This is a genomic window from Hymenobacter negativus (assembly GCF_016056375.1).
In the GTDB taxonomy this organism is placed as follows: Bacteria; Bacteroidota; Bacteroidia; order Cytophagales; family Hymenobacteraceae; genus Hymenobacter; species Hymenobacter negativus_A.
The window spans coordinates 240361-255350 of record NZ_JAEDAE010000001.1 but is presented as its reverse complement, the minus strand read 5'-3'; the positions used below and the strand labels follow the sequence as shown (position 1 = coordinate 255350).

Genomic DNA, 14990 nt, shown 5'->3' with positions numbered 1-14990 from the left:
CTGGCGCAAGTTCAGCGCAGCTAATGTGGACCAACTGTGTGCTTGCCTATGCCACCCCCGCCAGCACTATTTGTAGCTCACGGTACAGCGTCTGGGCCAGGTAGCGGGCCTCGTCGAGGCGTGACTCGGCGTATTGGTGGGCTTCGGCGGTGTCGGCGGTTTCCCACTGGTTCAGCTCAGCCAGGGTGGCCAGGCGGGTGAGCGACTGCTGCACAGTGGCGTCGAGGCGAGTGGGCAGGGCCTCGGGAACGGTGAAGCCGGCGGCCAGAGCGGCCTGCAGGCGCAGCAGTTCCTGGGCCACCTGCGCCAGGTCCTTCAGCAATAAGCCCTCCGAGGGGGTGAGCTGGCGGGGGCGGTGGTCCATGACGCAGAGGCTGCCGACGGCCATTCCATTGGGGGCGTACAGGGCTTGGCCGGCATAGAAGCCAAGTTGCATTTGCTGGGCCACAAAGGGATTTACGAGGGCGCAGGGCTCGGCCGCGATGTCGCGGAACTCAGTGAGTTCGTCGCTAAGGATGGCCACCGAGCACATGCTGTCTTCGCGGTTCACCACCAGGGCCTCGGGCAGGCCCTCGTTGCCGATGAACACCACGTCGTCGGCCCGCACCAGGCTCACCAAGGCAATGGGCATATCGAATACCTTGGCCACGATGCTCACAAAATCATTGAAGACCTCCTGCCCCGGTGTGCCCAGCACCTGGTAGGGCTGCAGGGCCGCGAGGCGCTCGTGTTCGTGCGAAGGTATCAGGCCGGGGTATTGAGTGGGGGTCATGGATAAGCTCGGGATTCAGCCGCCAACTGCTTGAACGGGAATAAAAGTTCTGCGGGAAGTGCAATGGCAAAGGTATTGGGCCGGGGATGATGGTTGGCTGAAATTATGCAACGGCTCCCGAGTGCTGGCCGAACGTGCACTTCTGCCCCACAACCGCCCGCCCGGGCCGCCGTAGAACCGGCACACCTTCCCCTATTCTTCTATGGCCCGTGTTATCGTCGGTTTATTCACCAGCGCTTCCGAAGCGGAATTTGCCGCCACGCAGGCGCAGGCCGCCGGGCTCGCTCCTGGCAGCATCCGCATCGCCACCCAGCAAACCCTGCAAGCCCAAAACCTGCCCGACGCCGGCGCCCCCGCCGAACCCTTCCGCGAAAGCGTGACGCGGTTTTTTACGGACCTGTTTAGCGGTAATCAGCTCGATGATGCCCAGGCCCACATTGCCGCCACCGGCCCCGAGCACGCCGTGGTCACCATCGAAACCAACACGCCCGGAGAAGCCGAGCAGGCCCGCGCCGTCCTCGACCGCTGCGGGGCGGTGGATGTGTACAAGCAGCGCCCCCTCGTGCCCACCGCTCCGGAAGGAGAAATTGACCTGGAAGGCGACCTCAGCCGCGTGCGCGACGATGAGGAGCTGGACGCGAACGGGCTGACCACGCATTAAATCGACGGCATGGCTTTCCCGCAGTGTGCCTTTTTCACTGCGCACACTGCGGGAAATTTTTAGCGCGGAAGTTCGGCTTTCTGCTGCGCCAGCCGCAGCTTGCTGTTGCGCTTGCCGTAGCCGAAGTAGATAGCCATGCCCAGCGCCAGCCACACCACCAGGCGCAGCCACGTTTCCCAGGGCAGCGAGGCCATCATCACCAGGCACACGAGGATGCCCAGAATCGGCACTACCGGCACCCACGGCGTGCGGAACGAGCGCGGCGCGTCGGGGTTGGTGCGGCGCATGATGAGTACGCCGAGGCACACCATCACAAAGGCCAGCAAGGTGCCGATGCTCGTCATTTCGCCCACCACCGAGATGGGCACGAAGCCCGCAAACAGCGCAATGAACGAGCCCAGCAGCAGGCTGGACTGGAATGGCGTGTTGAACCGGGGGTGCAGCCGCGAAAACACCGGCGGCAGCAGCCCATCGCGCGACATCGAGAAAAACACCCGCGATTGCCCCAGCAAATCGACCAGAATAACCGACGTGTAGCCCACCAGAATGGCCAGAATTACGGCCGATGACAGCCAGGCGTAGGGCGTTTTCTCGATGGCAATGGCCACGGGGGCGGCGCTGTTCTTGAACTCCGTGTACTTGGCCAAACCGGTCAGTACGTGCCCAAACAGCACAAACAGTACCGTGCACACCGCCAGCGAGCCCAGAATGCCCACCGGCATATTGCGCTGCGGGTTCTTGGTTTCCTGCGCCATGGTGGCCACGATGTCGAAACCGATGAACACGAAAAAGATAACGCCCGCCCCGCGCAGAATTCCGCTCAGCCCGAACTCGCCGAAGGTACCCGTATTGGCCGGGATATAGGGTTGGTAATTGGCCGGGTCGATGTATTTCCAACCCAGCGCGATGAACACCAGCACCACGGCCACCTTCAGGGCCACCACCAGTGCATTGAACCACGCCGAGCCTTTGGTGCCGCGCGTGACGATGGCCGTGATGGCCAGCACAATGAGCATGGCCGGCACGTTCACGTAGCCGCTCACGGTGCTGCCATCCGCTAGCGTAGCCGACTCAAACGGCGACATCACCAGCCGCGCCGGAATGTGCAGCCCGTATTTGCCAAGAAACTTGATGAGGTACTGCGACCAGCTGATGGCCACCGTGGCCGCGCCCACCGAGTATTCGAGCACCAAATCCCAGCCGATAATCCAGGCGAACAGCTCGCCCATGGTGGCATACGAATAGGTGTAAGCCGAGCCCGACACCGGCACCAGCGCCGCAAACTCGGCATAGCACAGTGCCGAAAATGCGCAGCCCACCGCCGCCACAATAAAGGAGATGGTAACGGCCGGCCCGGCGTTGTTGGCCGCCGCGATGCCGGTGAGCGAGAACAGGCCCGCCCCAATAATAACCCCGATGCCGATGGCAATCAGGCTCACGCCATTCAGGCTGCGTTTGAGGGTGTTCGCCCCCGTTTCGGCTGCCTCCGCGCGGAGCAGCTCCAGTGATTTTTTCAACATAACAGATAGAAGCGCGCCACGCCACCGCTCCATCCGGAGCGGTCGTGCCGCAAAGCAAAAAGCCCGTAAAAAAGAATGAAACCGCGCCGGCCGTAGCCTCAGCTACGCCGCGCTACTGCCCGGAATCAACAGCAACAACAGCCCGCGAACATCCGGCCCACCGGTAACAAACGTGCACGAAAAACACCAGAAAAAGCAAGCGAAGCAGCGGAAACGGCAGGCACGGCAGTTGTTTTTATATGGTCAGGAATTGGCACCGGGCCGCGGTTGCGGGTGGTTGCCGGCGCGTCTTCGAGCCTGTCTCTCAGCGCCTCTGTATAAAAACAATCCTTCCGGGAGGAGGAATTGATAGGGCAAAGGTACGGCCGGATGGGCGAACCCACGCGTAAAACCTCACCCCCGACCCCTCTCCTTGGGGAGAGGGGAGCCACGGCGGCGCAAAAAACGTTTTCCTCATGACGCAAAAAAAGCCCTGACTCGTTTGGGCCAGGGCTTTCTAATCGGAGCTTTTGTCAGGCTCCTCTCTCCGCTGGAGAGGGGACGGGGGTGAGGTTATTTCCGCAGCGCCACACGCACACCGGCCATCAGCCAGCGGCTAGGCATTTGCGCCCCCAGCAGGTCGGAGTATTTGGCATCGAACAGGTTCTGGGCCTGGCCCACCACCCACAGGCGCTCGGGCAGCAGCGCCACGTCGAGGCGGCCGTTGATGACCACGTAGTCAGGAGTCAGCTGCGCATCGTTCACGGTGGCGCTGGGTGTGGTGTTCTGGCTGGCACGCTGCTTATACACCCCGCCCAGGCTGGCCGTGAAGCGGCGATGCACTAGGCTCACGTTGCCGCTGATGAGCTGCCGGGCCACGTTGCTTAGGTATTGCGACACGATGCTGCCGTCCACGTTCAGATGGGTGTAGGTGTAGCCCACGCTGCCTTCGAGGCGCAGGCCTTGGCTAAGCTGGGCGCGGGTGCTGGCTTCAAATTCGAGGCCCTGCGTGCTCACGGCAAACAGGTTCTGGGCGTAGCGGTAGGTGCTGGCCGCGTTCAGGTTGGTGAAGCCGGTGCCGGCCTGCACTTCGGTGCCAGGCGTGGCCACGTAGTCAATCAGGTTGCGGCCGTAGCGGTTGAAGTAGGTGCCGCGCAGCACGAGGGCAGGCAGCGGGTGGAAGTCCAGGCCGCCTTCGTAGCTCCAGGTGCGCTCGGCTTCGAGACCGGGGTTGCCCACGTTGAAGCCGTTGGGCACGATGCCGGGCCGGATAGCCGAGTTGTATTGCTCGGTAAAATTCGCGGCTCGGATGGCGCGGCCCACGGCGGCGCGCACGGTCAGCTTCTCGCCCAGCAGCTGGCTGGCCGTAAGTTGGGGCAGCACTTCGGTGCCGTAGGCTTGGTCGTGGTCGAGGCGCAGGGCGGCGGTCAGGTTCAGGCCGGCGGTGGGCATGAGGCCGGCCACGGCGAATGCGCCTTGGTGCCACACAGCGTGGTCGCCACGGTCATTGCTGCGCACGCTGCGGCGGTCGGCCTGGCCGCCCAGGGTCAGCTGCACCTTGTCGGAAAAGCGCAGCTGGTGCTGGGCCTGCACGTTGAGGTAGTGCATAAGGTGGTCGCTGGCCGCCGAGGTGGGCGTGTACACATAGTAATCGGTGCTGCTGGTGCCCACCAACTGCAATTCGGTGCGGGCGCGGGTGCTCCAGTCGTAGCGCAATTGCCCCTGGTACCAGTCACGCGAGGTGGTTTCGCGGGCGCGGTCGCCGGCGTTGGTGGTGTAGAAATTCTGGGCGTTGTAGTCGCGCCGGTCGAAGCTGGCGCGGGCAGCGGCGCTCAGCTTATTGTTGATTTTGTAAGCGCCCGAGAGCGAGTAGGTATTCAGCTTGAAATCATTGCGAAGGCCGCCGGGCAGGCTCAGCAGCTGGCCGCTAGCGGTGTTGTTGAGGATGCCGCCGGCCAGCCGCAGGCCCTTATCCTGGCCGTAGAAGCCGGCGTTGGTAGTTTTCAAATCGTACTCACCGGCCATGAAGGTGCCGCCGATTTCCACGCCATCAGGCCGGTGGGTGGCGGCAAAGGTTTTGGTGACAATGTTGACGAAACCGCCCACGGCATCGGGGCCGTAGAGGGCTGCGCCGGGGCCGCGCACCACTTCAATCTGCTCAATCTCGGCCGGCGTGATGGGCAGGTAGCCCGCGAAGTGGCCCGTGAGCGGGTCGTTCAGCCGCATGCCATCGAGCAGGATGAGCACCTGATTGAAGGTGGAGCCGCGCAGTGTGATATCGGCTTGGGTGCCGAAGTTGCCCCGGCTCTGCATCTCGATGGCCGGCAGTAAGCGCAGCAGGTCGTCGAGCGAGGCCACCGGGTACTGGCTGAGGGCGCGGCCGGGCACTACGGTCACGTAGCGGCCCGTCTGGCCGGCCACCTGGTCGAGGCGGGTGCCGTACACGGTTACTTCGTTCAGGGCGCGGGTGCTGTCGGCCGGGGTGCTTTGAGCCAGGGCATTAAAGGTGAAAAAGGTGCAGAAAAGTGGGCTGGCGTAGCGCGTAAGTCGCATTAATTGGTGGGTTGGTGGGAGTGCAAAGTTATGGCCGATGTAGGGGCGGGGATTTCCCCCGCCCGGGCGTATGGCCCATTTCCAATGATTCCGGTAAACACATGGGCAGGGGCAGGCCCCGCCCCTACCCCTTGCATCTGCTACTTTCGCCTTCGCGTCAGGCAACGTTGCCTACACCGCCGCGTCCTTCGCGCGAAATCGATTTTCACTCACCCGAAGTTTCTCTATGAAGCATCTTTTCGCGCTGGGCCTGCTGAGCCTGGCGGCCTCCACGCCGGCTTTTGCGCAGGCTCCCACCCCGCCCGCGGCCAAGTCCGAATCTCCCTACCGCGCCTCGGCCACCAAGATTAATGACCTGGTGCACACCAAGCTCGACGTGCGTTTTGACTACGCCAAACGCCACCTGCTGGGCAAAACCTGGATTACCCTTAAGCCCCACGCCTACCCTACCGACTCGCTGCGTCTCGACGCCAAAGGCATGGACATCAACACGGTGGCCCTGATGAATGGCAGCGCGCAAACGCCGCTCAAATACGACTACGCCGATGGCATGAACCTGCGCATTAACCTCGGCCGCACCTTCAAGCCGGGCGAGGAATACACGATTTACATCGACTACGTGTCGAAGCCGGACGAGCTGAAAGTAAAGGGCTCGGCCGCCATCACCGATGCCAAGGGCCTGTATTTCATCAACCCCGACTCGACCGTGAAGGGAAAGCCGGTGCAAATCTGGACGCAGGGCGAGACCGAAGGCTCATCGGCCTGGTTCCCCACCATCGACCGCCCCAACCAGAAAACCACCGAGGAAATCTCGATGACCGTGCCCGCTAAGTACGTCACGCTCAGCAACGGCCGGATGGTGAGCAGCACGCCCGCCGGCCCCGGCCTGCGCACCGACGTATGGGAAATGGAACTGCCGCACGCGCCCTACCTATTCATGATGGCGGTGGGCGACTTCAAAATTTATAAGGACACCTGGCGCGGCAAGGAGGTGAATTACTACCTCGAACCCAAGTACGCGCCCTTCGCCAAGCAGATTTTCGGCAACACGCCCGACATGATGGAGTTTTACTCCAACCGCCTCGGCGTGGAGTATCCATGGAATAAATACAGCCAGATTGTGGCCCGCGACTACGTGAGCGGGGCCATGGAAAACACCACCGCCACCCTGCACGGCGAGCAGGTGCAAATGACCGACCGTGAGCTGATTGACCGCGAGTACGGCTCCGAATCGGTGATTGCGCACGAGCTATTCCACCAGTGGTTTGGCGACTACGTGACGGCCGAAAGCTGGTCCAACATCACCGTCAATGAGACAATGGCCGACTTCTCGGAAGGCCTCTACGCTGAGCACAAGTACGGCAAGGATGCCGCCGATGCCCACTACTACCGCTACCTGCGCCGCTACCTGGCCAGCCCCCGCGATGCCGCCAAAACCCTCGTGCGCTTCCACTACGACGAGCAGGAAGAGGTTTTCGACCTAGTGAGCTACCAGAAAGGCGGCGCCATCATGGACATGCTGCGCACCTACCTGGGCGACGACGTATTCTTCGCCGGCCTCCAGAAATATCTCAAGGACAACGCCCTCGGCAATGGTGAGGCACACCAGATGCGCCTCGCGTTTGAGGCCGTGTCGGGCCAGGACCTGAACTGGTTCTGGAACCAGTGGTACTTCGCACCGGGCCACCCCATCGTGACCATCGACTACGCCTGGGACGCGGCCAAAAAGGCCGAAACCGTGACCGTGAAGCAGACCCAGACGGGACAGACCTTCCGCCTGCCCTTCACCATCGACTACTACGTGGGCGGCAAGGTGATGCACCAGCCCGTGACCATGGCGGAAGCCACCCAGACCTTCACCATGCCTCTTTCGGCCAAGCCCGACCTGGTGAACGTGGATGCAAACAAGAAGACACTTTGGCTGAAAACCGATAACAAATCGATGGCCGAGTACGCCTACCAGTACGCCCACGCGCCCCGCTACGTCGACCGCCGCGAGGCCCTCGATGCGGCTATTAAAGAACAGACCAGCAGCGAAGTGGCCCGCAAACTGCTCCTGGCCGGCCTCAACGACAAGTTCTACAACCTGCGCCTCGTCGCCATCGAAGGGCTGAAGCTGGACGATGCCGCCGTGGCCAAGGCCGCTGCCCCCGCCCTGCGCAAGCTGGCCGCCACCGAAAAAGAGTCTCTGGTGATTGCCAGTACCCTCAAAGCCCTGGCCAAGCTCAAGGATAAGAAGGACGAGAAGCTGTTCAATCAGCAGCTCAGCAGCCAGTCGTACAGCGTGCAGGGTGCTGCCCTGGGCGGCCTGGCCGCAGTGCAGCCGGCTCAGGCCCTGGCCCGCGCCAAGGCCCTCGAGAGCGACAGCCACGATGCGCTGGCCCAGGCCGTAGTGGCTACCTATGCCCAGGCGGGCGGTGCCGACCAATGGACCTACGTGCGCAACAAGTTCGACGAAGCGCGCCCCCAGGGCAAGTTCAACCTGATTGAGCCGCTGGCTAATATGATGGGCCGTCTCGACGACCCGGCCGCCTTTAATGAAGGCGTGACCCGCCTGCGCGAGCTTGGCATGAAATACAAGCAGTATTCGGCTGATAAATACGCCATCAAGCTGCTGGGCGATGCTTCCAAAGCTCAGACCGGCCGCGCTCATGCCACCGAAAACCAAGCTGCCGCGGCCAAAGCCGTAGCCGAGCTGCAAGTCAGCAAATAGCCGCACCCAGTGGCCGCCCAGACCTGATATCCCGGACGGCATCATATAAAAAAGCCCTGCCGCAATGCGCGACAGGGCTTTTTTGTGGGTGGTTGGCAGCTATTTGGGGAAAACGGAAGGTTTCGTTGAGCTTACTTTTTCTCGGCTACCGCTTTCTTTTCGACTACCGCCTCCTTGGCCGGGTCGTGCTTGGGGCCTTCGTAGGTACTGGCGTCCTTATCTGGTGCCGTGGTTGCGGCTTCGGTACCGTAGATGTGCTCCATGTCTACAATTACGTCGTCGCCGTCTACGTTCAGGTCTTTGAGCACGCCGTCGGCAATGTCGTACACGAGGCCGTGCAGGCGGGGCGGGTTGTCGCCGCGCATGGCGTTCTGGATGATATTGGTTTTGGCTAGGTTGCGCACCTGCTCAATCACATTCAGCTCCACGAGGCGACGGGCGCGCTGGTTGTCATCCTTGATGCGCAGGTACTCGGCCTCGTGCAGGCGGATGACGTCGCGAATGTTCACCAACCAATTGTCAATCAGGCCGTACTGCTTGTTGGCAGCCGCGGCGGCCACACCGCCGCAGCCGTAGTGGCCCACCACCAGAATGTCCTGCACGCCCAGCACTTCCACGGCGTATTGCAGCACGCTCAGCAGGTTCATATCGGCCGGCACCACCAGGTTGGCAATGTTGCGGTGCACAAACATCTCGCCCGGCCCCGTGCCCGTAATGCCCGAAGCCGGCACCCGCGAATCGGAGCAGCCAATGAACAAGTACTTCGGCTTCTGGCCATTGGCCAAGTTCTTAAAAAAGTTGGGGTCCTTCGCGTTGCGGTCGGATACCCATTTCTTGTTGTTCTCGAGAATTGTGCTGAGTCCAGCCATAGTAAAAAGGGAAATTTCATCGCGGAGCAGCTGCCAAAGCAGTGTCCCGGCGGGTGATGCCCCGCAGCCCGGCCGGGCTGCGTTGCGGTGAGGCGCTGCCAAGGTAGCACCAATCAGTGGTTGAAAATGAATTGGCGCAGGGTTCTACGGCCGGAGCCCTGGCACCGTTCAAAAGTAGCGGCGGCGCTCACCCAAGCAGCCATTAGCCGGACGCCGCGTAATGAGTGGCCGCGTGCCGCGCGACACCGTGAGCGTAGGCGCACACGCCGCCACCGGGTGCGCTTCGCCGGTAACGGCCGCGGCACCAGGCACCGGAGCATCAGCGGGTGGGGCCGGCAGCGGGCTGGTTGTCGGATGGTTCATGGGCTGGGAGTTCAACTTAATGTGCCCCCAGCGCCACCTGCCGGATGCCGCGCAACTCGAGCTTAATGCCCCGGGCCGGAGCCGCCTGCCGGAAGGCCTCGATGGCTTCGAGCACGTCGTGGTCGATAACATCGGAGCGGGTGCCGTCGAGGATAACGCGGCTGTCGGCGGGCAGTTGGTCCAGCGTGGTCACGATGCTGGCTTTGTTGAGGAAGGAAACGTGCTCGGGCAGGCGCAAGTGCAGCGGGGCGGCGGGGTTTTCGGCGTTGTCCTCTGGGTCGTCACGGCGCAGGTAAGAACCGGCCTTGGCGTTGTCCTTCAGGATGAAGAAAAAGCCCAGCACCAGTCCAATGCTCACGCCCTTCAGCAAATCGGTGAAAAGTACCGCCACGATGGTGATGATGAAGGGCATGAACTGTGCCCATCCCAGCCGCCACTGCTTGCGGTAGAGCGCCGGCGTAGTCAGCTTAAAGCCCACCGTCAGCAGCACGGCGGCCAGTGCCGAGAGCGGAATCAGATTCAGCACCGCGCCCAGAAACAGCAGGCTCGTGAGCAGCAGCAGGCCGTGAATGAAAGCGGACATTTTGCTCTGAGCGCCAGCCGCAATGTTGGCCGAGGAGCGCACGATAACGGCCGTAAGCGGTAGGCCGCCCAGCAGGCCGCTCACCAGGTTGCCCGCGCCCTGCGCCATTAGCTCGCGGTTGGTGGGCGTGTGGCGCTTCTGCGGGTCGAGGTTGTCGACGGCTTCTACGCTGAGCAGCGTTTCGAGCGAGGCCACGATGGCAATGGTGAACGCCACACCGTAGGTGGCGGGCCGGCGCAGCGCTTCGAAATCGGGGAAGGTCATTTCGCTGGCCAGCTGGCCCAGCGAGGTCACGACCGGCAGCTTTACCAGGTGCTCGGGACGCACTTGTAGCTCAGGAGCTACTTTTTTCAGCAGGTAATTGATAGCCACCGAAGCCAGCACGGCAATCAGCGCGCCGGGCACCAGCCGCGACCAAGACTGCCGCTTCACAGGAGCCGTGTTCCAGAGCAGTAGAATCACCAAGGACACCACGCCCACCAGTACCGAGCCGGGGCTCAGCCCCTTCATGGCCGCGCCAATGGCCGAGAACGTGTTCATGCCGTTGAACTGCAGAAAGTTCATGTCCTCAAAATAGTCGGCATCGGCCCCAAAGAAGTGCGGCAGTTGCTTCAGAATGAGAATAATACCGATAGCAGCCAGCATGCCGCGAATGACGGCCGCCGGGAAGTAGAGCGCAATAATGCCCGCCCGCGCCAGCCCCAGAATAATCTGGATAACGCCTGCCACCACCGTGGCCGCCAGTACCGCCGGCCACGAACCCAGCGTGGCAATGGCCGACAGCATCACCACCGTGAGGCCAGCCGCCGGCCCACTCACGCTCACCGCCGAGCCGCTCAGCACGCTCACCAGCACGCCGCCTACGATGCCCGCAATCACGCCCGCCAGCAGCGGCGCGCCCGAGGCCAGCGAAATGCCCAGGCACAGCGGCAGCGCCACCAGAAATACCACCAGCCCCGCCGGCGCATCCTGCCCGATGGTGCTAAACAGCGACGCCTTTGGCCGGGGATTCGCCGGCGCAACCGGCGGCACGATAGGTGAGCCGGTGCGGGCCGGAGAAGAAATTACCTGGGTCATAACCTTGAGGTTGCAGCCAACGCCGAGCATCTGGCTTTGGGGAATTCTGAATACAAGGTTACCGAGGCGCTATTAAGGTCGAATTAAAGGGGAATTAAAAGGAAATTAAAACAGGGAATTACTCCGAAATAAAACAAAAGGACGGTAATGCAGAGCGTAGCGAAACATCTTTACCGAGGAAGTGAATCTGACGATTGGATTGCGTTGCGCGGTAAAGACGCTTCGCTACACTATGCACGACTCAACATCCGCCCAACTCAACTCCGCTCCGGCACCGGCCATTCCAGCCACACCTGCGTGCCTTGGCCAGGCTCACTTTCCACGCGCACCGTGCCGCCGTGCAGCGCCATGATGCGCGCCGCCAGCGGCAGCCCGATGCCGTGCCCCGGCACCGCCCGCGCCGACGCCGCCCGAAAAAACGGCACGAACACCTGCTGTAAATCGGCGGCCGAGAGGCCGGGGCCTTCGTCGCTCACCAGCAGCGACAGGTGATTACGGCGGTGGGCCAGCGTGGCCGTCACAGTGCCGCCGGTGTCCTTCGAAAATTTGCAGGCATTGTCCAGCACATTGAGCACAGCCGACAGTATCAGCGCCTCGTTGCCGCGCACGACGAAGGACTCTGTTTCCCCAAAATCGAGGTCGACGCGGCAGGTGGGGTGGCGGCGCAGCAGCTGCTCGTGCGCCTGCAGCAGCAGGTCGTCGAGGCTGACAGCCGCCATGGGCACTTGCGAGGGGTCGTCGGAAGCGCGGGCAATCTGCAGCAGGCCATTGGTGAGGCTATTGAGCTGCCGGGCCGAATCGAGGGTGCTTTGCAGCACGCGGCGGTACTCGGCGGGCGGGCGCTCGGCTTGCAGCAGCGACACTTCCAGCTCGCCGATGAGGGCCGTGAGCGGCGTGCGCAGCTCGTGCGAGGCGTCGCGCACGAAGGTGCGCTGGCCCACAAAGGCCGCTTCCAAGCGGTCGAGCAGGCGGTTGAAGCGCTGGGTAAGCAGGCCAATTTCGTCGGTGGTTTCGCCGGTGCGGGTCAGGCGCTGGCTCAGGTCGGTGGCAGTGATGCCGTCGACTTCGCGAACCATGCGGCGCAGAGGGCGCAGCGCCCGCCCGGCAAAAAACCAGCTGCCCGCTCCCGCTGCCGCCACCGCCGCCAGAAACCCCAGCGCCAGCAGTTGCCGCAGCTCGTCCAGCTGCTGGCGGCTGTCTTCATCCACCGATGAGGCCACCACCACCAGCGGCCCCATGCGGGCATCGCGGTAGAGCAGGCCCACGGTTTCGTGGTAGTTGGTTTCGGGCTCCAGCACGGCTTGGCCGGTGCGGCGTACCTCGGCCAGCCAGGCCGGCGGCGCGGGCCGGGCGGCCCCCTGCCCTTCCCGGAAAACCAGCCGATTTTTAGCGTCATACACCCGGCCCTGCTCGGCGGGCAGCGTGCGGTAGAGCTGGCGCAGGTAGCGGCGGTAGGAAGCTTCTTCGCCGACATCGGCGCGGCCCTCCTGCCCGGCTACGTAGGCGTGCCCCACCACCAGCGTGCGCTTGAACAGGCTCTGAGTAAACTCATTACGCCGCGACTGCTGCGTAGCAAAGTAGATAACCAGCGCAAACAACAGCAGCGTCACGGCCAGAATAGACCCGAACTGGAGCGCAAGACGGAGGCGAATGGACATAGGTTAGGAGGTAGTGGAAGTGGCCGTCTGTCATTGCGAGCGAAGCGCGGCAATCCGTCCTTTCGATGCGACCAGCCTAACAATGTGATGAAGCCTTTTCTGGGGAGTATAGGCTCAGGTTAATTTAGGGTTTGTCACATCTTTGAGTTGGTCGCATCGAAAGACGGATTGCCGCGCTTCGCTCGCGATGACAGACCGCCCCGCTCACCCCTCCGTTTTCATCACATACCCCATCCCCACCAGCGTGTGAATCAGCTTGGGTTCGAAGCCCTTATCCACCTTCTTTCGCAGGAAATTGATGTACACGTCAATCACATTTGAGCCCGTATCGAAGCTCAAATCCCAGACGTGTTCCAGTAAATCGGCCCGTGAAACAACGCGGTTCTGATTCCGCAGCAGGTACTCCAGCAACGCGAACTCGCGGGCGGTGAGCTGGATGGCCTGGCCGGCGCGCTCAACGCGCTTGGCGCCGGGGTCGAGGCTGAGGTCGGCCAGATGGAGGACGGCCTTGGGGGCGGGGGCTTCGGTGCGGCGGCGCACGAGGGCGCGCAGGCGGGCCAACAATTCGTCGAAGGCGAAGGGCTTGACGAGGTAATCGTCGGCCCCGGCGTCGAGGCCACGAATTTTGTCATCGGTTTCGCCCAGCGCAGTGAGCATGAGGATGGGCACGCCAGGGTCGTGAGCGCGCACCTGCCGGCACACTTCCAGGCCGCTGAGGCCGGGCAGCATCTGGTCCAGAATGAGGCAGTCGTAGTGAGTGGTTTGGGCGCGGCTCAGGCCCAGCAGGCCATCGGCGGCCAGGTCGACGGTGTAGTCCTGCTCCGTCAGGCCTTGGTACAGGAAGGCCGCCACGGAGGGCTCGTCTTCAACTAACAGAATTTTCATGGGGCCGGAAGGTAGGGCCGCCAGCCCGAAAATATCGGCGGCCCCTCCCCTGACGCATCGTCCAGGAAAGGGGCCGACCGGTCGGCGGCGGAGCCGCAAGATTAACGAAACGCGACCGAATGACTGGCCACGTGAACCGGCCGGGCCGCCGGTGCGCTGGTGGAAGCCGGCTCCGTGTTCAGCTCATTAGCGCCCAGCGGCGCGGTCTGCCAGCGGATGCCCGCCAGCAACAAGCCAAACAGAACCGAAGCCAGATAAAAGCGGAAATAGCGTTGGAAATTCTTTAGCATAACAATCGAGCGTAAATAGCCGCAAGTCAGTGGCGTTGCGGGCCTTTTTCACTACAAAATTACCTTTTGCACCTACCGCCATTGCGTAATCTGGCTTAATCCCAAGGCTGCACAGGACGAATCCGGCCATTTTCTCGCCGGACGATATCAGTATTGCTCTGACCGCCTAGTTTCCTGGCTGACGGTGTAGCAATCTGCATACAAAACGCCTTATGCTTCAGCGCTATATTTCCAGGAATACAACCATAATTTTCCCTAGCTAGCTGTCCGCGACAAAATAGTAAGCGGGGCACTAAGCAGCGCTTATGCTTGACAAGCAATAATTAGAAAGCATCAGGTTGTGCTTATCAGGATTTCCGATGATTCTAAATTATGTCCTACCCATAACGTGAGCCAAATCTGTGCGTAAGCCGGGAGCACGCTTCTCCTTACTGCATCACACCTTCCCATGAGTCAACGATTTATTCAGCAACCGTTGGGCCCTCCCGCCCCCACGTTAGCCCCCACCCAGCCCGTCAGCCTCCACATCAACGGCCAGGCCCATACCCTTTACATCGCGCCCTGGACTACCCTGCTCGACGCCCTGCGCGAGTACCTCGACCTGACCGGCACCAAGAAAGGCTGCGACCACGGCCAGTGCGGCGCCTGCACCGTGCTGGTCGACGGCAAGCGCATCAACTCCTGCCTCTCGCTGGCCATCACGCACGAAGATTCGCGCATCCAAACCATCGAAGGCTTGGGCACCGAAGATAAGCTGAGTCCGCTGCAACAGGCCTTCATCGACCACGACGCCTTCCAGTGCGGCTACTGCACGCCGGGCCAGATTTGCTCGGCCCAGGGCCTCATCAACGAGGGCAAGGCCAAGACCGAAGCCGAGGTACGTGAGCTAATGAGCGGCAACGTGTGCCGCTGCGGTGCCTACCCCAACATTCTGAGCGCGGTGATGGAAGTGCTGCACAACGAAGGCTTAATCATGGAGGACAAAGCTTGGTCGGCCGGCGCCACCGAGCCGGAGATAGCGCCCGTTGAGCCGCCGAAAAAGTAATTCCTTCCTCCTCATTTCAGCC

Annotated in this window: 12 protein-coding genes and 1 riboswitch; of the genes, 3 read left to right on the top strand and 9 right to left on the bottom strand. The window is 62.2% G+C overall.

Annotated elements, in window-relative coordinates:
- Window positions 1–46 precede the first annotated feature (46 nt).
- Complete coding sequence (locus I7X13_RS01120) at window positions 47–772, bottom strand: GAF domain-containing protein (protein WP_198074047.1); 726 nt, start codon at window positions 770–772, stop codon at window positions 47–49.
- A 202-nt stretch (window positions 773–974) separates the two neighbouring features.
- Here I7X13_RS01120 and I7X13_RS01115 point away from each other — a divergent pair, with 202 nt between their 5' ends.
- Window positions 975–1433: a hypothetical protein gene (locus tag I7X13_RS01115; protein WP_198074046.1), complete on the top strand. Its 459-nt coding sequence runs from the start codon at window positions 975–977 to the stop codon at window positions 1431–1433.
- Window positions 1434–1492: 59 nt separating this feature from the next.
- On the opposite strand, the gene I7X13_RS01110 is transcribed toward I7X13_RS01115, so the two are convergent.
- Together I7X13_RS01110 and I7X13_RS01105 are read right to left on the bottom strand one after the other, a co-directional pair.
- Window positions 1493–2953, bottom strand: a complete 1461-nt coding sequence (locus I7X13_RS01110; protein ID WP_198074045.1) for an amino acid permease — start codon at window positions 2951–2953, stop codon at window positions 1493–1495.
- Between the two features lie 232 nt (window positions 2954–3185).
- Window positions 3186–3277, bottom strand: a riboswitch (SAM riboswitch).
- Between the two features lie 228 nt (window positions 3278–3505).
- Entirely contained in the window at window positions 3506–5485 is a 1980-nt protein-coding gene (locus I7X13_RS01105; protein ID WP_198074044.1) for a TonB-dependent receptor plug domain-containing protein, read from the bottom strand.
- Window positions 5486–5711: 226 nt separating this feature from the next.
- Here I7X13_RS01105 and I7X13_RS01100 point away from each other — a divergent pair, with 226 nt between their 5' ends.
- The gene (locus tag I7X13_RS01100) at window positions 5712–8198 is read left to right on the top strand and encodes a M1 family metallopeptidase (RefSeq protein ID WP_198074043.1); all 2487 of its coding nucleotides are present in this window, start codon (window positions 5712–5714) and stop codon (window positions 8196–8198) included.
- Window positions 8199–8329: 131 nt separating this feature from the next.
- On the opposite strand, the gene I7X13_RS01095 is transcribed toward I7X13_RS01100, so the two are convergent.
- The 6 genes from I7X13_RS01095 to I7X13_RS01070 all read right to left on the bottom strand — a co-directional run bounded on the left by I7X13_RS01095 (window position 8330) and on the right by I7X13_RS01070 (window position 13923).
- Window positions 8330–9067 (bottom strand): carbonic anhydrase, encoded by a 738-nt coding sequence (locus I7X13_RS01095; RefSeq protein ID WP_198070326.1) that lies wholly within the window; start codon window positions 9065–9067, stop codon window positions 8330–8332.
- A 168-nt stretch (window positions 9068–9235) separates the two neighbouring features.
- The gene (locus I7X13_RS01090) at window positions 9236–9430 is read right to left on the bottom strand and encodes a hypothetical protein (RefSeq protein WP_198074042.1); all 195 of its coding nucleotides are present in this window, start codon (window positions 9428–9430) and stop codon (window positions 9236–9238) included.
- A gap of 16 nt (window positions 9431–9446) precedes the next feature.
- On the bottom strand, window positions 9447–11090 hold the full coding sequence (locus I7X13_RS01085; protein WP_198074041.1) for a SulP family inorganic anion transporter: 1644 nt from the start codon (window positions 11088–11090) through the stop codon (window positions 9447–9449).
- Between the two features lie 257 nt (window positions 11091–11347).
- On the bottom strand, window positions 11348–12748 hold the full coding sequence (locus tag I7X13_RS01080) for a sensor histidine kinase (RefSeq protein ID WP_198074040.1): 1401 nt from the start codon (window positions 12746–12748) through the stop codon (window positions 11348–11350).
- A gap of 204 nt (window positions 12749–12952) precedes the next feature.
- Window positions 12953–13633, bottom strand: coding sequence for a response regulator transcription factor (locus I7X13_RS01075; protein ID WP_198070322.1), 681 nt, complete (start codon window positions 13631–13633; stop codon window positions 12953–12955).
- Window positions 13634–13734: 101 nt separating this feature from the next.
- Window positions 13735–13923 carry a hypothetical protein gene (locus I7X13_RS01070; protein ID WP_198074039.1) on the bottom strand — a complete coding sequence of 63 codons (189 nt, stop codon included), beginning with the start codon at window positions 13921–13923 and terminating at the stop codon, window positions 13735–13737.
- A gap of 448 nt (window positions 13924–14371) precedes the next feature.
- On the opposite strand from I7X13_RS01070, the gene I7X13_RS01065 reads away from it, so the two are divergent.
- A complete protein-coding gene (locus tag I7X13_RS01065) occupies window positions 14372–14968 on the top strand; it encodes a (2Fe-2S)-binding protein (protein ID WP_198074038.1) in 597 nt (198 codons plus the stop codon).
- The last annotated feature ends 22 nt before the right edge of the window (window positions 14969–14990 follow it).